We start from the raw sequence: 19,703 nt of genomic DNA, 5'->3' as shown, positions 1-19,703 counted from the left end.
ATCGACAGCCTGTATCCTTCGGATGCAGGTTGTTTTCTCATTCTATCAAATCGAGGTGACTCCCATTGGAAGATTGTATTTTTAATAGTATGGACCCCGCTTACCGCAATCCATTTGGAGCAGTATCCACTGGTACTACAGTAGATTTTACGATTCATATTCCATTGGATTTGGTGTATGCCACTGCTACACTGGTATTATACGATGATGGCATGGAACGCAGGATTCCTCTTGAATACCAACAAACAAAAAACAACTTGATTTTTTATCATACTTGTTTTACCTTTGACCAACCAGGTGTATTCTTTTATTATTTCCATATCAATCGGGGACAGGAAAACTATTGGGTAAAACGTGGTGAAACTGGAAAAGGCTATCTGTCTCAATCTGGGCAAGGCTCTGATTATCAGATTACTGTTTATCAAAAAGGGTTTCAAACCCCGGATGAAGTAAAAGGCGGTTTATTTTATCAGATTTTTCCTGACCGTTTTTATTCTAGTGGAGAAAATATTGAAAATGCTCCTGATGACCGAATCCTCCGCTCTGATTGGGGTGGCATGCCCTACTTTCTTCCCAATGAACAGGGGGAAATTTTAAATAATGATTATTTTTGTGGTGATTTAAAGGGAATTGAACAAAAATTAAATTATTTAGAAAGCCTGGGGGTTACAATCCTTTATTTGAACCCCATTTTTGAAGCCCATTCTAACCATCGGTATAATACGGCTAATTATTTAAAAATTGACCCCTTATTGGGAACGGAACAAGATTTTTCCCATCTATGCGCAGAGGCGAAAAAACATGGGATTAAAATTATTTTAGATGGTGTGTTTAGCCATACAGGGAGCGATAGTATCTATTTTAATAAAGAAAACCGTTATGATACCTTAGGAGCATTTAATAGCATGAACAGCCCTTATTTTAAATGGTTCCACTTTATTAAATACCCAGATGTTTACCAATCCTGGTGGGGATTCTCCACATTGCCAGAGTTAAATAAACATGACCCAGATTACATCGAATTTATTTGTGGTAAAAATGGCGTCCTACGTCATTGGCTCCGTTTGGGGGCATCTGGGTTCCGTCTAGATGTGGCAGATGAATTGCCGGATGAATTTATCCAAAAAGTACGGGAAGCGGTAAAAGCAGAAGGAGAAGAAAACCTGCTCATTGGAGAGGTATGGGAAGACGCTTCCAATAAAATCGCGTATGGCATCCGTCGGAAGTATTTCCAGGGAAAAGAACTAGATAGCGTAATGAACTATCCTTTTAAAAATGCAATTTTAGATTTTGTGAAAGACCAAGATAAGCAAAGTTTTTTCAACAAAATTTCAATAATTGTTGAAAATTATCCTCCTCAGTGTTTGCATACTGCCATGAATTCTATTTCCACCCATGATACAGAACGGGCGATTACGGTAATTGCAGGGGAAAGCTGCTGTGGAAAAGGGCGTGAATGGCAGTCCCATCATCAGCTCACCATCTCACAATACCGGGATGGTATCAATAAACTAAAAGTGGCTATGACGCTACAATATTTCCTGCCGGGTATCCCATGCTTATATTATGGGGATGAGGCTGGTTTACAGGGATATAAAGACCCTTTTAACCGAGGATGTTATCCATGGGGACAGGAAAATAAAGCTTTAATTTCTTATTGCCAACGTCTTGGAACCTTACGTAAAACCTGCCCTGGATTAAAGGATGGAAGCTTAACCTTTTTACCTTCTCCAGAAGGTATTATAATTTTAAAACGGGATGGATCTGATGGTTCTTGTATATTGGCATTAAATTATACCAATTGTAATCAAGTAATTGAACTAGCTTACCGTGGTTATCGTATTAACCAAAAAATTGTATTAAAAAAACAATCCTATACGATTCCACCGTTTGATTATATCTTATTCGAAAAGTAATTTATTTTTTAATATATACTATTTGTAATTTAATAATATTTTCTAATATCTATTTTTAAAGTAATAGGTCGATTTCTTGCAATTATTTTTTGTGTTATTCTAAAATATTATTGCATTTTATTTTGTATAAAAATAAAATGATAATGGATATGACAAAATCTATTTCAATATAAATATCTCTTTTAATAACACAATTTGTTTTACAAACAATAGTAGCTAATTGTTCCACTAAGAGTATGATAAAAATAAACACAAAAAATCCCATCTGAATCAGATGGGATTTTGTTATATTAATAAAAATATATACAATTCGTTATATTACTGGATTTTATCTTTTTCACCCATATACATACGCAGTGGTTCTGGGATATGAATGCTTCCATCTGCATTCAAGTTGTTTTCCAAAAACGCAATCAGCATACGTGGTGGTGCAACAACTGTATTATTTAATGTATGTGGTAAGTAATTGCCTTTTTCTTTATTTTTTACTCGAATACCTAAACGCCTTGCTTGTGCATCCCCTAAGTTGGAACAACTGCCCACTTCAAAGTATTTCTGTTGGCGTGGGGACCATGCTTCTACGTCAATGCTCTTTACTTTCAAATCCGCCAAATCACCAGAGCAGCACTCTAAAGTGCGAACTGGGATATCCAAAGAACGGAAAAATTCTACGGTATAAGAGTATAATTTTTCAAACCAAGCTGGGCTTTCTTCTGGCTTGCAAACCACAATCATTTCTTGTTTTTCAAATTGATGGATTCGATAAACTCCACGTTCTTCGATGCCGTGTGCCCCCACTTCTTTTCGGAAACATGGAGAATAGCTAGTCAATGTCTGAGGCAAATCCTGTTCATCCAACATGGTATCAATAAATTTACCAATCATAGAGTGTTCACTGGTACCTATTAAATACAGGTCTTCCCCTTCGATCTTATACATCATATTTTCCATTTCAGAAAAGCTCATAACACCATCCACAACATTGCTACGAATCATAAATGGTGGTACATAATAGGTAAACCCTTTGTCAATCATGAAATCACGGGCGTAGGATAAAATAGCAGAATGCAAACGAGCAATATCACCACGCAGATAATAAAAACCGTTTCCACTGGTTTTTCTGGCACTGTCTAAATCAATCCCATTCAGTTTTTCCATAATATCTACATGGTATGGCACTTCAAAATCTGGTACAACTGGTTCACCAAACCGTTCTACTTCAACATTTTCACTATCATCTTTTCCAATTGGAACAGATGGGTCAATGATATTTGGAATCACCAGCATACGTTCTCTGATTTGTTTGGAGAGTTCGTCCTCTTTTACTTCTAAGTCAGCTAGTTCCTGAGCCATAGCGGTTACTTGAGATTTCGCTTCTTCCGCTTTGTCCTTCTCCCCTTTTGCCATAAATCCGCCAATCTGTTTGCTAATTGCGTTTCTTTGGCTTCTCAAATAGTCACAACGGGTTTTTGCATCCCTGTATTGCTGATCTAGTTCGATTACTTCATCTACCAAAGGTAATTTTTGGTCCTGAAATTTCTTTTTGAGATTTTCTTTTACTACATCCGGATTTGCCCGTAAAAATTTAATATCTAACATGCTATTTCTCCTTTAATTTAATTTTGTAATCATTACATATTTTCTGCAAGCTTTTTTGCAAGTTCTTTTAATTCTTCTTTGCTATAAAAATCAATATGTAGAGTTCCATGGTCTTGTTTATTGACATCAATTTTGATTTTCCGGCTCAGCTCATTGCTCAAGGCAATTTCCACTTCATCAAAATAGCTGTCACGAATTTTTATTGCTTTTTGTTTTGGCTGCTGCTGTTCTTTTTTTGCCATTGCTTCTAATTGCCGGACCGTTAATCCTTTTTTTACAGTTAATTTTGCGATTTCCACCATTTTTTCTGGGTCTTCAAACGCTAAAATGGCTTTACCTTGTCCAAAACTCAAATCACCTTGTTGCAATAAAGCAATAACTTCCTCGGGTAAATTAAGTAAACGCAGGGAATTAGCGATTGCGGGGCGGGATTTCCCTACACTGTTCGCCACTTGATCTTGTGTAAAATGATATTCTTCTATGAGTTGACGATATCCCATTGCTTCTTCGATTGGATTCAGATCTTCCCTCTGTAAATTTTCAATCAGGGCTACTTCCATAACTTGCTGGTCATCCATTTCACGAATCACAACTGGTACTTCTGCCAACCCCAGCATTCTACTAGCTCTCCAGCGCCGTTCTCCTGCAATAATTTGGTAACTTCCATTTGCCATAGGACGCACAATTAACGGCTGAATTAAACCATGTTGCCGTATGGAATCTGCCAAGGAAGCCAAAGCTGCTTCGTCAAAATCTTTTCTTGGTTGGTTTCGATTTGGCTCAATTTCTGATAACCGTATGGTTGTTACTTCATCACTCGGTGTGCCATTATCCTGAAATAGGGCGTCCAAACCTTTTCCAAGCCCTTTTTTCCTTGCCATGCATCAACTCTCCTTTCTTTTTTTATTGATTTTAATAATTTCTTTTGCTAATTCATCGTAAGCTTTCGCACCTTTAGAGTTTTTATCATAATAAACCGCAGGTTCTCCAAAGCTCGGTGCTTCAGAAAGTCGGACTGTTCGAGGAATAACTGTTTTATATACCTTTTTCGGGAAGAATTTTTTAATTTCAGCTACAACCTGCATCGTCAAATTTAATCTTCCATCAAACATGGTTAGCAAAACGCCCTCGATATCAATCAATGGATTATACATTTTTTTTACTTGCCGCACCGTCCCTAGCAATTGGGAAAGGCCTTCCAAAGCATAGTATTCACACTGGATTGGCACCAACAAGGTATCACAAGCTGTTAATGCGTTTAGAGTAATTAATCCCAATGAAGGAGGACAGTCAAACAAGATAAAATCATAATTAGGTTTAATAGTTGCTAAAGATTTTTTTAATAGAAATGTCCTTTCTTCTAGATTAACCATTTCAATTTCCGCTCCAGCCAATTCCATGCCTGCGGGAATAATATCTAAATTTTTAAATTTAGTATGTTGAATAATTTGTTCTGCCGGAATCTCCCCCAACAATAAATCATAGGAAGTAAGGTCATTATCTTTTTTATTGATTCCACATCCACTAGTTGCATTTCCCTGCGGGTCAATATCAATTAATAATACTTTCTTATTGCGGCAGCCCATAGAAGCTGCCAAATTTACAGTAGTAGTAGTCTTTCCTACTCCACCTTTTTGGTTTACGATTGCAATAATCTTTCCCATTTGATCACTCCAAAAATAGATAAACAACAGTGTTGTATGTAAATATGTTAAGTTGAGTGCTTTTACTACCATTTTCTGTTGTGTTGTACTGCCTACATACAATATAAAATGGTTCTGGTTTTTGCAAATTATTCAATTTGCATTTAAAATCTAATTCTATTTTTTATTATATCACAAACAAAATACAAAGAAAAGTAATTTGACAAGAAAAACTGATAAAATGTTTCACGTGAAACATTATTTACTTATTACGATTATGTTCCACGTGGAACATAATCAATTTTCATCCATATCATGTATTTGTTTCACGTGAAACAAAAAGAAAAAGCAGTATTAGAATTACTGCTTTTTCTTTTTTTAAGATTATTGTTTGCTCCTTTGTTTCCAGTTTAACTTTGTTGTAAACAGCGCTGTCAAAATTGCCGTAATTGGTACTACTAATATAACAGCTACACTTCCTGTTATACTGTGCAATAATTCTATTGCAATATAATCCGAACTCAACAACTGTTGCAACTGCGTTCCATAAGAAATCAAAACAAGCAATGCGGTTACCGCACTTCCTACAAACGCTAAAATTAAAGTCTCACACATCGTTCCAATCATATCGCTTCCAATTTTCATACCAGAAACAAAAATCTGTTTTCCAGTTAATTGTGGATGAATTCGTTTCATTTCATATAAGGAAGATGCGATTGACATAGACATATCCATAGTAGCGCCTAAAGAGGCAATTAAAATTCCCACAAACAACAATTGGTTTACTTGTAACCCTGTATTTTGATGGATAATAATTAATTCTTCTGCCTGCTCCAAATTATATCCAGTTAAATGTAGAACATTAGAAAATAAATAATAAGCAATCGCTGCAATTAGCACTCCCCCCATAACAGATACAATTGCTGTCCAGGTTTTTGCTTGAAAGCCATTCAATAGCAACATTGAAAAAACAGTTGTTACTAATACAGTTAAAATTGCCATACCAATTGGAGAATACCCCTGATATATCATCGGCAAAAGGAATAATAGAATAAACAAGAGAGTAAATAAAAGCCCAATCAAACTTTTTAATCCTTTTAGGCCTCCAACAAGTATCATTAAAACAGCGAAAATACCAATAATACAATAGATACCCATACTCCTATCATAGTTAAAGACAGAATAATGAGGTTCTATCCCCTCTGGTGTATCTGATTTTACAATAATGTTGGTACCTTCAGTAGCTTTAATGTTATGGGTTGCTGTCAATTCATTATGGATAACAATTTGTAATCCTTTTTGCTCCCCAGTTTTTAAAGTAACTAGTAGTGTTTGTTCCCCACGATACCGATCTGTTTCCCCTTCTTCCAACTGTAAATCTTCTTCTATTATCTGGTCTACTTTTCCCTTTTCATAGGTAATGGAATCACTGGTATACATTTGATACGATATTGCAGAAAGATTCTGATAGCAAAATACTGCTACCAGAATCCCTGCCATTACGATAATCAATATCAGTTCTTCCAATCGTTTTTTATGATTGGTTTTCATAAACATCAATATCCTATCTTAATTTTTATTTTTTTAATTTTCTTTTCATCAAAATAGTTCCACCAATTGTAGCACCTACTGCTGCTAATATTGCTGGGAAGAACAAGATGTAATCCCCTGTATGAACTGGTTTTGTAGAATTCTGAGTGGAAGATGTATTTTGAGAATTTGTAGAACTGGAATTGCCATTAGATTGATTGTCACCAGATTCACTGGAAGATTTTACAACAACAATGTGACGTTCTACAGAAGTGCTATTGCCATTTTCATCTGTAACACTATAAGTTAAAGTATAACTGCCTGGAGTTTGTGTATCCACTTTACCTTCCACTTGAATGAGATTTGTAATATCATTGCTATTCGCGTCAGTAGCAGATACCCCATCCATTGGGTCAAAATGGCTTCCTTGTTGAATAATTTCCTGATCTCCTGTTGTTACTTCTGGTAAATGAATGGTTGGATTTTGTGTTTGGGATGTTTTGTAAATTGTGAAAGTATCTACCGGAGTTAATTGATCTGTATCTGTATAATAGGTAGTAACAGTAAAGGAATTGTCTGTGACCTCTACATTGGTAATATTTTCGCGGTTACTTTGATCTTGAACTGCTACATAATCTGGCATACCAGAAGCTAATTCGCTGTTTCTACTATAATATTTACTACCGGATGCGGAGTTTGCAGTTATATATAAAACCTGACCTTCTTCTGGATCGGTTACACTGGTTGGAGCTTGTTCCCCTTTGGAAACATCATTTCCTTCCGGAACAACCGGATTTCCACCCTCCATCATATAAGTTCTGGTATAATAATGGTCATGTCCCATTAATACAACATCAATTCCCAATTCAGAAAAAATTGGCGCTAACTCTGCCCTTCTTTGCTGGATATCTTTGTCGGTGTAGTGGTTCGCCACACTGTAAATGGAATGATGGAACGAAACTACTGTCCATCTTGCTTCTGATCCATGTTCTTTTAATACTTTTTCCATAAATGCTTTATGTTCAGCAGTTTGAACATTGTTAGAGTTTAAAGATAGGAACAAAACATTGTTATAGGTAAACCAATAATCCCCACTGCCATCACCAGTATTGTTTGATTGACCTAAACTATCCACATTTGGCATATTAAAATGCTCGGTATATTTTTGGCTACCGCTATCATGGTTACCTACATTGGTTGCCAAGGATAAAGAACGCATTGCGTCAGGGGTAAGGAAACCAACGTATTGGTCTTCTTCCTCAGAATTTTTATCATTAATTTGGTCACCAGCACTCAATAAAAAGCTAGTTTCTGGGAACTGTTGCAAGGAGCGGTTCATTGTATTAACCCATCCTTCGGTATCACTTGCTGTATTAGAAGCCCCAATTTGTGGGTCGCCAGCAAATAGGAAGTTAAAAGATGCATTTTCACCAAATGCCGCAGTAGTAAAGGAGTAGGTTTCCGACCATTTTTCATCATTTCCTACACGATAAAGATAAGTTGTGTTTTCTTTTAAATCATACATGGTCGCCTTATTATTTTGGAAACCTTGCATGCTGGTAGAGGATTGTACCGCTGGAACAGAAATAACATTTTCGGCTGGAAAACCAGCTTGTTCTGTCCAACCTTCTGGTTTTACTACAAATTGTACTTGTGTTGCCTGAGTAGAAGTGCCATACCAAGTAATATTTTTTTGTGTTTCATCTTCCCCAATATTTAAAGAAATATCTTTGATTTCAGGCTGATTACCTTTGGTATCTAAAACAAGTTCTTGAAAATCAAAATACAGGTCAGAACTACTTGGACGTCCTTGATGCAATTCTACAGCAAGTACATTTCCTGTTTCTTTTAACTGTAAGGATTCTATATTTTCAAAATTGATTTTTCCAGCTTTTGGTGCACTGGCATTAGAACCACCATAACCATTTTCATCGAAAGATTCATCATCAAATCCAGCGATTTTCTGTCCATTTACATAAACAACAATGGCATCGTCATATAAAACAGATCCTGTAATTTTTTGAATATCCGCAAGGTTGGTTGCATCAAAGGTTGTCCTAAAATAATAAACAGGAATATCTGGTTCATTTTTACCATCAATATACTGTTGCAATAAAGTATTTGGTAGATATCCGCCACTGAGTTCTTCCAATTTTCCATCTTTAGCACCAAAACTACCAGTTGCTGTTTTCCATTGTGTGGTGTCGTAATTGGAATCTGTTTTCCAATTATCTTCTGGTTTTGTATTGTTATCAAGATAATTCCAACTGGTTGTTTTTGTTGTGATTACAGGTGTTGCTTCTGTTTTTGCTTGTTGATTATTCCCTACAGCAAATACTGCTACTTGCTGGAAGGCAAACAACAATAGCAACACAAGAACCAGGCTAACAATTCTTTTTGCGTTTACTATTTTTTTCATAATAGCCTCCTGATGAATAATGATAGTAATTTTTTACCGTTGTCTATCTTACTAGGGAAAGATTAGCATCTGTTTATCAACAGGTTAAATCTGGGTTAAATAATGTCATTTGAAGAATTAAAATTAAAAATTTAAATAATGTGAACCTAAAAAATTCTTTTTTATATTTTTATTTTTTCTATATAAATGGTTTTCTTTTAGTTTTTAACAATTAATTGTATAAACAATTTATTTTCTACATATTATTTTCTACATATAGTATTTTATCTAGTACCATGAATAACAGAAAATGATACCCACTCAACTAGTAATTCATACAAATACCTTTCCTTCCAATAGTCTGTAATTATTTATTATATTTGAGTTTATAAAAAACAACATATTTTTTGTTTCTCAAAAGATTTTGCTATTCTAAAACAAAAAACAGAAAAGCGGCACAGCCTCCGAAGCTGTACCGCTTTCCTGCTAAAATAATTGTTACAGTATTATTTTATGGGGGATTTTTCATTTGGAAAGTGGAATTTTCACAATATACTCAATACAATCCGATTGCTCCCTTTTTTCTGTCGTCGCCGGGACACCTGCTTTTTGCATGGTTTCAATCGCTTTATTGATAGTATTTAAAAACAACCGTACATCTTTAATCACCGGAATATAATTACGGTGTGGTTTTTTCGTCTCCTGTAATAAATCTTGTATGTATTTTTCGGATTGTTGGACATTTAAGTGCCTTGCTGAAATATAATAAATGGCTTTATCCACCAACATGGGGTCCTCCAGCTTTAATAAAGCCCTCGCATGGCGTTCTGTCAATCCGGCATCTAAAATTTTTTGTTGCTGCTCTGGGTGAAACCGCAGCAAACGGATTTTATTTGCCACTGTAGATTGCGCCTTTCCCAGTCGTTTGGATGCTTCTTCCTGTGTAACATTCCACTCCACAATTAAATTGGAAATTGCAGCCGCCTCCTCAAAATAATTTAAATTTTGGCGTTGGATATTTTCGATTAAAGCGTATACTGCAGATTGTTTATCCGTACTTTCCATCACAATGCAGGGTACTTCTTTTAAATTTGCCAGTTTTGCCGCACGGAGCCGACGTTCCCCTGCAATTAGCTCATATTCTCCGTTGGCATTTGTGCGCACAGTAAGGGGTTGTAATATCCCATTTTCCCGGATGCTCTCCGCTAAAGCCTGCAATTCCTGTTCCACAAAAATTGCCCTGGGCTGTGCAGGGTTCGGCTTAATCTGTTCCACATCCAGTAAAACAACCCGGTTTACTACTTTTGTCTTTGAAAAGATGCCCAAAAAAATCACCTCTGTGCCATCAGCTTGTCCACTGCCATGTCCAATACTACTATACCACAAAGATGATTTAGTTTCCACATTTTTACATTTACAAAAAATCCAACCCAAACTGTTTTTTCGAGCTTTTATGCTGCATTATAACGGGGATTTTTTGATTTTTCCTGCATTTCTCGGGTATTTTGGCGGAGTTTGCGATATTTTTTTTACCACAATAATTGCCCTGCTGTTATCTTCTAACTGGAATTTTTCTACAGCCTCTGTCTTGCCGCCCAAGGTACGGATTGCTTTTTTTGCCTGTTCCAGTTCTTCCTCAATTTCATACCCCTTCATCGCCACGAAATATCCACCGGGTTTTACATAAGGAAGGCAATATTCGGATAATGTTTGCATATTTGCCACCGCTCGTGCTGTGGCAAAATCAAATTTTTCCCGTAAGACAGTATCTCTTCCCCCATCTTCTGCCCTTTGATGAATGGTTTGAATGCCAAGCCCTAACTGGTCGGATACTTCCTGTAAAAATAGCACCCGTTTATTCAGGCTATCCAGTTGGGTTACTTTTAAATCGGGACGCACAATCGCCAAAGGGGTGGAAGGAAACCCCGCCCCTGTTCCAATATCAATTAAAGAAGAACCTTCTGGCACAGAAACCGCCTTTAAAAAAGAGATACTATCCGCAAAATGTTTGATAACAATCTCTCTGGGGTCTACAATTGCGGTTAAATTGATTTTTTCATTCCATTCCACCAGCAGTTGGGCGTATCGGTCAAATTGATCCAATTGCTGTTGGGATAAAGTTACCCCTAACTGGTTAGCAAACTGTTGTAATAACGGCTGTTCAATCATAGCTTATCCTTTCCAATGGTCGTGTTTTACCTGTTCCATCCAAATCAATAAAACAGAAATATCCGCAGGGCTTACCCCGGAAATACGGGAAGCCTGTCCAATGCTCAACGGGCGGATTTTATTCAATTTTTCCCTTGCTTCCAAACGAAGCCCTTCAATGGTGTTATAATCCAAATCAACCGGCAATGACTTGTTTTCTAAACGTCGCATATCTTCAACCTGCATTAACTGGCGTTTGATATATCCTTCATATTTTAATGAGATTTCCACCTGTTCCGTCACCTCATATGGAAGTTCAGGACGTTCTTTATCAAATGGTTTTAAATCCTCGTAACTTACTTGGGGACGTCGGATTAGATCTTCCATTTTTACACCGGACTTTAATGGGGAAGTTCCACGTGAAACCAATAGTTCATTCAATTCTTTTGACGGCCCCATATGTACCGTGGAAACCCTTTTGGTTTCCTGTTCAATCATCTCCATTTTGTGTAGGAAGTCTTGATAACGTTGGTCGGAAATCAAACCAATTTCATGCCCCATCGGGGTTAAACGCTGGTCAGCGTTATCCTGCCGAAGTACCAAACGGTACTCACTTCGGGATGTCATCATCCGATAAGGGTCAGAACATCCTTTTGTCACCAAATCATCAATCAGGGTTCCAATATAAGAGCTGGCACGGTCTAAAATAACAGGTGTTTGTCCTTTTATTTTACGTGCTGCATTGATACCAGCTACTAATCCCTGAGCAGCAGCTTCCTCATAGCCAGAAGTCCCATTAAACTGCCCAGCACCATACAGCCCTTTGATTTTGATAAACTCCAAAGTAGGCTGCAATTGCAATGGGTCACAGCAATCATATTCGATGGCATAAGCATTACGCATTACTTCAACATGTTCCAGACCTTTGATGGTGCGTAAAAACTGCAACTGTACATTCTCTGGCAACGAAGAGGACATCCCCTGCAAGTAAATTTCATCAGTGTCCATTCCCATTGGTTCAATAAACAACTGATGGCGTGGCTTATCTGAAAAACGCACCACTTTATCCTCGATGGATGGGCAATACCTTGGTCCAACTCCATGAATTTTTCCAGAATATAATGGGGACAAATGGATATTATCCTGAATGACCTGATGGGTTTTTTCATTGGTATAGGCAATATAACAATTTACTTGGTTTTTCAGTTTCCCTTTGGTTTCAAATGAGAATGGAACAATCCGCTCATCTCCAGACTGTTCTTCCAACTGGGAAAAATCAATGCTACGGCGATGGACACGGGAAGGGGTTCCCGTTTTAAAACGTCGTAGTTCCATTCCCAATTTTTCTAGGTTTCTGGTCAATAAAGTAGCGGCGTTTGCGCCGTCTGGCCCACTGGAGTAGGATGCTTCTCCCACATAAATAGTGCCATTCAAATAGGTTCCACAACATAAGATCGCCGCTTTTGTTTGATAAACAGCTCCCAATTTAGTGACAACCCCGGTTACCTGGTTTTTATCATCTACCTGAATATCTGCGATTTCATCCTGTTTAATCCATAGATTTTCCTGGTTTTCACAGACTTGTTTTACATGGCGATGGTATGCCATACGGTCTGCCTGCACCCTTAAGCTATGTACCGCAGGACCTTTTCCCCTGTTTAACATCCTGCTCTGTAAAAAGGTGGCGTCTGCCGCCTTTCCCATTTCTCCACCTAGGGCATCAATCTCCCTGACCAAATGCCCTTTTGCCGTCCCTCCAATGGAAGGGTTACATGGCATATTAGCGATCTGGTCCAAAGATATGGTAAACAGCACAGTTTTCATTCCCAACCGCGCGGACGCCAAAGCAGCTTCCACGCCAGCATGCCCAGCGCCTACCACCGCTATATCAAATTCACCCATTGGATAATTCATCTTTTTTCACCTCATGGTATGTTTATTTTCCACCGTGTTTCCATCTAATTTTTCTGTCTTTTTTTCCACTATCTTTCCATAACGGAATCGATCTATTTTTTCAACAAATTATTTTGGCGATGCAACTATTTTTATTTTAATACTTTTCGTATTATTTTCCAACACAAAAATGAGAAAACACTTCGTCTACTACTGCATCTGTCACCCGTTCCCCTGTCAATTCCAATAGGGACTCAATCGCAGATTCAATCGAAACCGTAACAGCATCCAAAGTAAATCCTGCCTGCAGAGTCGCAATGCTTTCCTGAATCATCTGGTATGCCTGCTGCGCACAATTCTTTTGCCGTTCATTTGCGATCATTGGGGATGACCCATCAATATGCTCCAATTCCAGCATAGAAAAAATAGTTTGCTTTAATTGGTCTATCCCATCTGTATTTTTAGCAGAAATAAATACAATACGTTGGAAATGCTGCTGCAAATAAGTGGTGTCCAGTTTTTGTTCCAAGTCGGTCTTATTGACTACCGCTATGACTGGCAAGCCTCTTAACTCCTCAATCAACTGTTTATCCTGATCAGACAGCTCTTCCGAACAATCAAACATGGCAAGGACTAAATCTGCATGAAGCATCCTCTTTTTTGCCATATCTACACCAATCTGCTCCACAACATCCTGAGTATCACGGATACCGGCGGTATCTGCCAAACGGAGGATTACCCCGCCAATATCTACAGTTTCTTCCACTACATCACGGGTTGTCCCCGCAATATCCGTGACAATACTTTTCTGTACACCGCTCATTAAGTTCATCAAGGTGGATTTTCCCACATTTGGTTTCCCTACAATTGCAGTTTCGATCCCTTCCCGAATAATTCTTCCTACGTCATAGTGTTCCAATAGCTCTTTCATCTGGGATTCTGCTTGCTGAAGGGATTCCAAAAGATGACTTGTTTCCACCTGTTCAATTTCTTCTTCCGGGTAGTCTACCCATGCGGATAAATGCCCAGCTACGGCAACTAACTGATCGCACACACTGCGGATGGACTGGTACAATGCCCCTTCCATTGCTGTTTTTGCCGATTTAACAGCCTGGTCGGATTGGGCATTGATAATATCCATCACTGCTTCTGCTTGGGTCAATCCCATTTTTCCGTTCAAAAAAGCCCGTTTGGTAAACTCACCATTCTGCGCCGGGGCAGCCCCTGCTTCCAGTGCTGCACGAAGCACATTACGGGAAACCAATAGCCCTCCGTGGCAGGATATTTCCACTACATTCTCCCCTGTATAACTTTTAGGAGCACGGTATACTAAGACAACTCCATCATCTATTTTATTTCCTTGGGAAATAATATCCCCATAAGCAGCGGTATAACCTTCCATCTGACTCAATTTTTTGCCGGATACTGGCTGAAAAATCTGTTCTGCAAGAGAAATTGCTTCTTCCCCGGATAAACGGATGACCGAAATCCCTCCCACTGCAAGAGGGGTTGCAATTGCCGCAATTGTTTTCATGGATATCCTCCTGTCTTTCTAATCATAATAGGCTATCGAAACCCATAAAAAAACAGGTAAAAGCCAAGGATTACACCTGGCTAATACCTGTTGGTTCCGATAAACAAAAGCATGTCACCGCAAGGTGCATATACGCTCTGTACAAATTTTAACAATTTATACTTTTACTTAGTCATCAAATTCGATTTTGGAATACAATTTTGTGTCACTGCTTTTTTTCAAAAACTCTTTTTCAAAATCATAAGTGGATGGCTGATTGGAAACATCTTTTGGGATAACATAATCCTTATCATCATAATTGCGGCGTTCCCGTGGTTTTTTATGGTAGTTGCCACCTTTTCCATTGCGGTTGCTTTTTCTTGGATGTTCACTAATTACCACAACTTTACGGTTTGGTTCTTCCCCAATAGATTTGGAATAAACACCTTCAATTTCGGATACCACAGAATGGATAATTCTTCTTTCATATGGGTTCATTGGTTCCAAGGTGGAATTTCTGCCTGTTTTTAAGGTTGTTTTTGCAATTTTAGCAGCCAGATGACGCAGGGTTTCTTCCCTTTTTTCACGGAAGTTACCACTGTCAATAATAAAGCGGACATAGTCCCCTTCTTCCCGGTTTGCCACTAAGCTTACAAGATATTGAAGTGCATCCAAGGTTTCCCCACGGCGGCCAATCGCAACCCCCATGTTATCCCCTTCTAACACAATTTTCACGTTGTCCTCTTCCCGGTCAATATCCATATGAACATCGTTTAATCCCATTGCAGAAAGGACATCTTTTAAATAAGTGGTAGCAATTTCAATTTTATGTTTTGTGGTATCTTCATCAACCAATGTAGTTGTGACGGTTTCAGCAACTTCTGGCTGTTCTACTACATCCTGTTCTTCATAATAGAATGTTACTTCCGCCTGTTCTTTAATCTTTCCAAACAAACTCTTTTTTACATCGCGGATTACATCCCATTTTAATTCTTCCTGCCCTTTTTGCAGCTGCTCACAAGCCATTGCAATAGCTTGTTCAATACTATCCGCATGTAAAGTTAATTCTTTTCTCATGGTTTATTACCTCCCGTATGCCAACTTAGGATAAAAGATCATCATCTGTTACATCGATATATTCTTCCCCGTATTTTTCTGCATCAGCTTTTCTTGCCGCTGCCAGACGTTGGCGGTTCCATTCTTTTTGGGAAACTTGTTTTTCTTTTACAACTGTTTCTCCATCTATTTTAATTTCTTCTTTAATTGTTGTCTTTTTTGATTTCCGTTTTGCTTCCATCTCCGCCTTGGCTTCTTCCCGCAAACGTTTTGGATTGTAAAAATTATTCAGCACAATTACCTGCACTAAGCCGATCAAATAAGAAATAATCCAGTAGCTGCCAACACCTGCTGGTACTGTACAGGTAATCCAGATGGAGAAGATTGGCATAATGTACATCATAACCTTCATGGAACAGCCAGCTCCACCAGCCGCCTCCATGCTCATTGGGTTCATCTTCATGGAAACAAACATCTGTAAGAAAGAGAACACCCCTGCTAAAACTGGCAACAAAATCAATGGAAAAATAATTCCCTGCTGAATTTGTTCCAATGGAACCGATCCAAGGTTAATTCCTAAAAAGTTCAAGTCCAAATTTTGTATTTTTTCAATCACATCAGGCCCTAATGCAGCGAATTTTTCTGCTCCACCCGATGCTTGAACCTGGGAAATAATGCTTAACTGCTGGGTCATCATATTTCCTGTATTTCCAATAATATCAGCTGCTTGCTGGATTACATCGGAAGATAGGTGTAAAATATGGGTTAATGGCTTGTACACAACGTCAATCATACCAAATAGGATGATAAACGGAATTGCCATTGGCAGACACCCACTCATTGGGTTATATCCGTATTCCTGTTGAAGTTTCATCAATTCTTCTTGACGCTTCTGCGGATTATTCGCATATTTTTTATTGATTTCCGCCATCTTTGGCTGGAGTGCGCCCATTCTTGCGCTGGATTTTTGTTGCTTAATCGCAAACGGTACCTGAACCAATCTCAAAATAATCGTAAAGATGATCAAGGACCAGCCATAACTATGGATTACTTGATAAATTGCCCAAATAATCCATCCCAACGGCGTACCGAGGATCGTATAAATTAGATTCATTGGAAACCTCCATTCCGGCCGAACCGGTAATTCTTTTGAAGTCTTTTTATCATTTTATTTTGGTTTTTTCTGTTTTTTTGGTGGGACAGGGTCCACACCTCCAGGATGCAAAGGGTTACATTTGAAAAAACGCTTTAAGGCAAGCCATCCTCCTTTGATCGCCCCGTGGACTTGGATCGCTTCTAGCGCATATTGGGAACAGGTCGGATAAAAGCGGCAGCATGGCGGAAATAACGGCGAAATAAATTTTTGATAAAACCGAATGATTGCCATGAAAATATGCTTCATTTTATCATCCCTTTTTAAAACCGGATTGTTTTTTTCCTTTTCCCGAATCTTTTGATAACACAAAAGATAATTGTTTTTTCATATCCTGATAAATATCAGTGGATTTTTGTTCTACCGAGGCTGTGCGGGCAACAAAAACAAAATCCCACCCCTTTAGGTTCTGTTCCTGCTCCAATTGGGCATACGCTGCGCGAATGATTCGCCGAACACGGTTACGTGTATGGGCTTTTCCTATTTTTTTGCTAACGGTAATCCCAATATGGCATTGTTTATCCCATCGTTTCATTCCATAGGTAACAAGGTTGGGGGATGCTTTAAAACTTCCCCGATAGTACAACCGTTTAAAATCCTTATTCAATTTTAATGGTGTGGTATAAATCATAGCGTTATCCTACCCGTATTCCAACCATCCTTTTAATAAAAAAGACCACATAAAATGAATTTATGTGGTCAGGCTCACTGGCTTCGGTGCTGTATACTGATTTTTTAGTTGAGTTTAAACTGGCCGTAAACATTGCAGAAACCAATACGCAACACCCGAATTATCCGTAAGTATCCTGCGAAAAAACTCATTCTTAGTGAGTAAGTCTTTTTCTGCCTTTCGCACGTCTGCGTGCTAAAACTTTGCGGCCATTAGTAGAAGCCATTCTTTTTCTAAAACCATGAACTTTGGATCTTTGGCGTTTTTTTGGCTGATAAGTTCTTTTCATCTGTCCGTCCTCCTTTTTGTATGTGCGGATGCACAGCGATTATATCAATAGGGAGAACCCCTATGTAGTACAAGTTCTATCCCTGCAAGTTATTAGTATAGCTTATCCAGATAGGAAATGTCAAGCTTTTTATTTAGAAATTTATATTTGTTTTAAAATAATAAAATCCTCCCCCCTCCTTTTTTGAAAATCTCTTTTTTCTATTTTAATAAATCCGCCTTATCTTGGGTTGATTTTTTACTTAGCCTGTTTAAAAACTGTGAATTATTTTGACCTATTTCTAACTATTCTTTTTTTAATTTTCCACGTTTAAAAAGAAAAAGATTCAACGACTTTTTTCTTTTTACAAAATAAATCCATAATCTTTCCTTATATAATAGGAATAAGAACGTTGAAAACTGCTTGTAAAATTGTTGAAAACATGTTATACTAGAACAGTATAAGTATGCCCAAAATGAGATCAGACCACAAAATTTGATAGGAGGTTACAATATGGAATCCTTTTCACAGGTATTTCAGGCTGTGAAACAATACTGTGAAACAGAGCTGTCCCCCACTGCGTATTCCCTTTGGATCCAGCCCATTGAACCAGTTGAATTCAAATCCGGTACCGCAGTATTAGCTCTAAAAAGCAATTTTCAAAAAAATATTGTTCTCACAAAATATATGAATATATTAACAGAAGCTTTTAAAGAGGTATTGGGGTTTGATGTTACCATTGATATCATCACCGAAGAAAACCATACTCCTGCTGCTGAACCCACTGCTTCTGTTCCACAGCAAACCAGTTTAATGCCACCTGCTGAAGAAAAAATTGATAATAAATACCTGGGGGAATATGAATATACTTTTGATACTTTTATTGTAGGCAGCTCCAACACGTTTGCCTATGCTGCTTGTAAGGCGGTTGCTCAAAAACAGAATGGTACTTATAACCCACTGTTTATTTATGGCCCAAGCGGGCTAGGAAAAACCCATCTGTTAATTTCCATTGCCCACGAAATTCGCAAAAACAATCCAAAAGCCAATATCGCCTATGTCAATGGTGAAACCTTCACCAACGAATTGATTACCGCAATTGAACGCCATACTACAGATGAGTTCCATGAAAAGTATCGTAATGTAGATATTCTTCTTATGGACGATATCCAATTCCTGGCTGGGAAAACCCAAACCCAAGAGGAATTTTTCCATACTTTTAATGAACTGCATCAGGTTGGTAAACAGATTGTATTGACATCCGACCGTCCTCCAAAAGATATTAAAACCCTGGAAGATCGTTTGAAAACTCGTTTTGAATGGGGTCTGTTAGCGGATATTTCCCCGCCAGATTTTGAAACCAGGGTTGCGATTGTCCGCCGTAAGGCAGAATTGATGAACCTGGAAATGTCCGATGATGTTGCGGAGTTTATTGCTTCCAATTTAAAACATAATATCCGGCAACTGGAAGGAGCGGTAAAACGGCTAAATGCGTTTAAGGACTTAAATGGGGCTACCCCATCTATCGGCATGGCGCAAACCGCAATCCGAGATATTCTAAATAATAACCAGCCTGCCCCTGTTACCGTAGAACGCATCATCAAAGAAGTAGCACGTACATTTAGTGTCACGGAAGAAGATATTCGTTCTTCCAAACGTTCTGCACAAATTTCAACATCCCGTCAAATTGCCATGTATATTGTACGGGAAATTACCCAAATGCCTCTGGCGGAAATCGGAAAAGAATTTAATGGTCGTGACCATGCAACAGTCGTTTATGCACTACAAAAAGTTGAAAACATGATAAAAAAAGATAGCCATCAAAAAGAGATTGTTGAGGACATTATTAAAAATATCCGGGATAAATAACCATTTTTCAACATTTTTAACTCAACCAAGTTCCAACTTATTCAACA

Annotated in this window: 16 protein-coding genes; 2 read left to right on the top strand and 14 right to left on the bottom strand. The window is 38.1% G+C overall.

Annotation, left to right across the window (positions count from 1 at the left end; all coding sequences use genetic code 11):
* The first annotated feature begins 65 nt into the window (after positions 1 to 65).
* A complete protein-coding gene (locus tag BQ2683_RS05255) occupies positions 66 to 1,916 on the top strand; it encodes a glycoside hydrolase family 13 protein (RefSeq protein ID WP_069987827.1) in 1,851 nt (616 codons plus the stop codon).
* A 318-nt stretch (positions 1,917 to 2,234) separates the two neighbouring features.
* Here the strand turns inward: BQ2683_RS05255 and serS are convergent, their stop codons facing one another.
* The 14 genes from serS to rpmH all read right to left on the bottom strand — a co-directional run bounded on the left by serS (position 2,235) and on the right by rpmH (position 17,808).
* Positions 2,235 to 3,515: a serine--tRNA ligase gene (gene serS, locus BQ2683_RS05250; protein ID WP_069987824.1), complete on the bottom strand. Its 1,281-nt coding sequence runs from the start codon at positions 3,513 to 3,515 to the stop codon at positions 2,235 to 2,237.
* A gap of 32 nt (positions 3,516 to 3,547) precedes the next feature.
* On the bottom strand, positions 3,548 to 4,396 hold the full coding sequence (locus tag BQ2683_RS05245; RefSeq protein ID WP_069987822.1) for a ParB/RepB/Spo0J family partition protein: 849 nt from the start codon (positions 4,394 to 4,396) through the stop codon (positions 3,548 to 3,550).
* Between the two features lie 3 nt (positions 4,397 to 4,399).
* Complete coding sequence (locus BQ2683_RS05240; RefSeq protein ID WP_069987819.1) at positions 4,400 to 5,179, bottom strand: ParA family protein; 780 nt, start codon at positions 5,177 to 5,179, stop codon at positions 4,400 to 4,402.
* Positions 5,180 to 5,542: 363 nt separating this feature from the next.
* Entirely contained in the window at positions 5,543 to 6,709 is a 1,167-nt protein-coding gene (locus BQ2683_RS05235) for a YibE/F family protein (RefSeq protein WP_159427356.1), read from the bottom strand.
* Between the two features lie 25 nt (positions 6,710 to 6,734).
* Complete coding sequence (locus BQ2683_RS05230; RefSeq protein ID WP_069987810.1) at positions 6,735 to 9,107, bottom strand: immunoglobulin-like domain-containing protein; 2,373 nt, start codon at positions 9,105 to 9,107, stop codon at positions 6,735 to 6,737.
* A gap of 504 nt (positions 9,108 to 9,611) precedes the next feature.
* Positions 9,612 to 10,472, bottom strand: coding sequence for a ParB/RepB/Spo0J family partition protein (locus tag BQ2683_RS05225; RefSeq protein WP_235843886.1), 861 nt, complete (start codon positions 10,470 to 10,472; stop codon positions 9,612 to 9,614).
* 75 nt (positions 10,473 to 10,547) lie between these two features.
* Positions 10,548 to 11,255 carry a 16S rRNA (guanine(527)-N(7))-methyltransferase RsmG gene (gene rsmG, locus BQ2683_RS05220; RefSeq protein WP_069987807.1) on the bottom strand — a complete coding sequence of 236 codons (708 nt, stop codon included), beginning with the start codon at positions 11,253 to 11,255 and terminating at the stop codon, positions 10,548 to 10,550.
* Between the two features lie 3 nt (positions 11,256 to 11,258).
* Complete coding sequence (gene mnmG / locus BQ2683_RS05215) at positions 11,259 to 13,148, bottom strand: tRNA uridine-5-carboxymethylaminomethyl(34) synthesis enzyme MnmG (protein WP_069987804.1); 1,890 nt, start codon at positions 13,146 to 13,148, stop codon at positions 11,259 to 11,261.
* Between the two features lie 151 nt (positions 13,149 to 13,299).
* Positions 13,300 to 14,661, bottom strand: a complete 1,362-nt coding sequence (gene mnmE / locus BQ2683_RS05210; protein WP_069987802.1) for a tRNA uridine-5-carboxymethylaminomethyl(34) synthesis GTPase MnmE — start codon at positions 14,659 to 14,661, stop codon at positions 13,300 to 13,302.
* Between the two features lie 168 nt (positions 14,662 to 14,829).
* Entirely contained in the window at positions 14,830 to 15,717 is an 888-nt protein-coding gene (jag, locus tag BQ2683_RS05205) for an RNA-binding cell elongation regulator Jag/EloR (RefSeq protein ID WP_069987800.1), read from the bottom strand.
* Positions 15,718 to 15,742: 25 nt separating this feature from the next.
* Positions 15,743 to 16,810 (bottom strand): YidC/Oxa1 family membrane protein insertase, encoded by a 1,068-nt coding sequence (locus tag BQ2683_RS05200; protein WP_069987798.1) that lies wholly within the window; start codon positions 16,808 to 16,810, stop codon positions 15,743 to 15,745.
* Positions 16,811 to 16,864: 54 nt separating this feature from the next.
* The gene (yidD, locus tag BQ2683_RS05195; RefSeq protein ID WP_069987797.1) at positions 16,865 to 17,098 is read right to left on the bottom strand and encodes a membrane protein insertion efficiency factor YidD; all 234 of its coding nucleotides are present in this window, start codon (positions 17,096 to 17,098) and stop codon (positions 16,865 to 16,867) included.
* A gap of 4 nt (positions 17,099 to 17,102) precedes the next feature.
* The gene (gene rnpA / locus BQ2683_RS05190; RefSeq protein ID WP_069987796.1) at positions 17,103 to 17,480 is read right to left on the bottom strand and encodes a ribonuclease P protein component; all 378 of its coding nucleotides are present in this window, start codon (positions 17,478 to 17,480) and stop codon (positions 17,103 to 17,105) included.
* Between the two features lie 193 nt (positions 17,481 to 17,673).
* On the bottom strand, positions 17,674 to 17,808 hold the full coding sequence (rpmH, locus tag BQ2683_RS05185) for a 50S ribosomal protein L34 (RefSeq protein ID WP_069987794.1): 135 nt from the start codon (positions 17,806 to 17,808) through the stop codon (positions 17,674 to 17,676).
* A 492-nt stretch (positions 17,809 to 18,300) separates the two neighbouring features.
* Between rpmH and dnaA the strand changes: the two genes are divergently transcribed.
* On the top strand, positions 18,301 to 19,656 hold the full coding sequence (dnaA, locus tag BQ2683_RS05180; RefSeq protein ID WP_069987792.1) for a chromosomal replication initiator protein DnaA: 1,356 nt from the start codon (positions 18,301 to 18,303) through the stop codon (positions 19,654 to 19,656).
* Positions 19,657 to 19,703 lie beyond the last annotated feature (47 nt).

It is taken from the genome of Massilioclostridium coli, from assembly GCF_900095865.1.
Taxonomy (GTDB): domain Bacteria; phylum Bacillota; class Clostridia; order Oscillospirales; family Ruminococcaceae; genus Massilioclostridium; species Massilioclostridium facile.
Note: the sequence above shows the minus strand (reverse complement) of the source record. Positions and strands in the feature narration are given on the sequence as shown.

What these genes read in the sequence shown, in the direction of transcription:
- serS (WP_069987824.1), bottom strand. Translation starts at nt 3,515, where the DNA reads ATGTTAGATATTAAATTTTTACGGGCAAATCCGGATGTAGTAAAAGAA.
- BQ2683_RS05245 (WP_069987822.1), bottom strand. Translation starts at nt 4,396, where the DNA reads ATGGCAAGGAAAAAAGGGCTTGGAAAAGGTTTGGACGCCCTATTTCAG.
- BQ2683_RS05240 (WP_069987819.1), bottom strand. Translation starts at nt 5,179, where the DNA reads ATGGGAAAGATTATTGCAATCGTAAACCAAAAAGGTGGAGTAGGAAAG.
- BQ2683_RS05235 (WP_159427356.1), bottom strand. Translation starts at nt 6,709, where the DNA reads ATGAAAACCAATCATAAAAAACGATTGGAAGAACTGATATTGATTATC.
- BQ2683_RS05230 (WP_069987810.1), bottom strand. Translation starts at nt 9,107, where the DNA reads ATGAAAAAAATAGTAAACGCAAAAAGAATTGTTAGCCTGGTTCTTGTG.
- rsmG (WP_069987807.1), bottom strand. Translation starts at nt 11,255, where the DNA reads ATGATTGAACAGCCGTTATTACAACAGTTTGCTAACCAGTTAGGGGTA.
- mnmG (WP_069987804.1), bottom strand. Translation starts at nt 13,148, where the DNA reads ATGAATTATCCAATGGGTGAATTTGATATAGCGGTGGTAGGCGCTGGG.
- mnmE (WP_069987802.1), bottom strand. Translation starts at nt 14,661, where the DNA reads ATGAAAACAATTGCGGCAATTGCAACCCCTCTTGCAGTGGGAGGGATT.
- jag (WP_069987800.1), bottom strand. Translation starts at nt 15,717, where the DNA reads ATGAGAAAAGAATTAACTTTACATGCGGATAGTATTGAACAAGCTATT.
- BQ2683_RS05200 (WP_069987798.1), bottom strand. Translation starts at nt 16,810, where the DNA reads ATGAATCTAATTTATACGATCCTCGGTACGCCGTTGGGATGGATTATT.
- yidD (WP_069987797.1), bottom strand. Translation starts at nt 17,098, where the DNA reads ATGAAGCATATTTTCATGGCAATCATTCGGTTTTATCAAAAATTTATT.
- rnpA (WP_069987796.1), bottom strand. Translation starts at nt 17,480, where the DNA reads ATGATTTATACCACACCATTAAAATTGAATAAGGATTTTAAACGGTTG.
- rpmH (WP_069987794.1), bottom strand. Translation starts at nt 17,808, where the DNA reads ATGAAAAGAACTTATCAGCCAAAAAAACGCCAAAGATCCAAAGTTCAT.
- dnaA (WP_069987792.1), top strand. Translation starts at nt 18,301, where the DNA reads ATGGAATCCTTTTCACAGGTATTTCAGGCTGTGAAACAATACTGTGAA.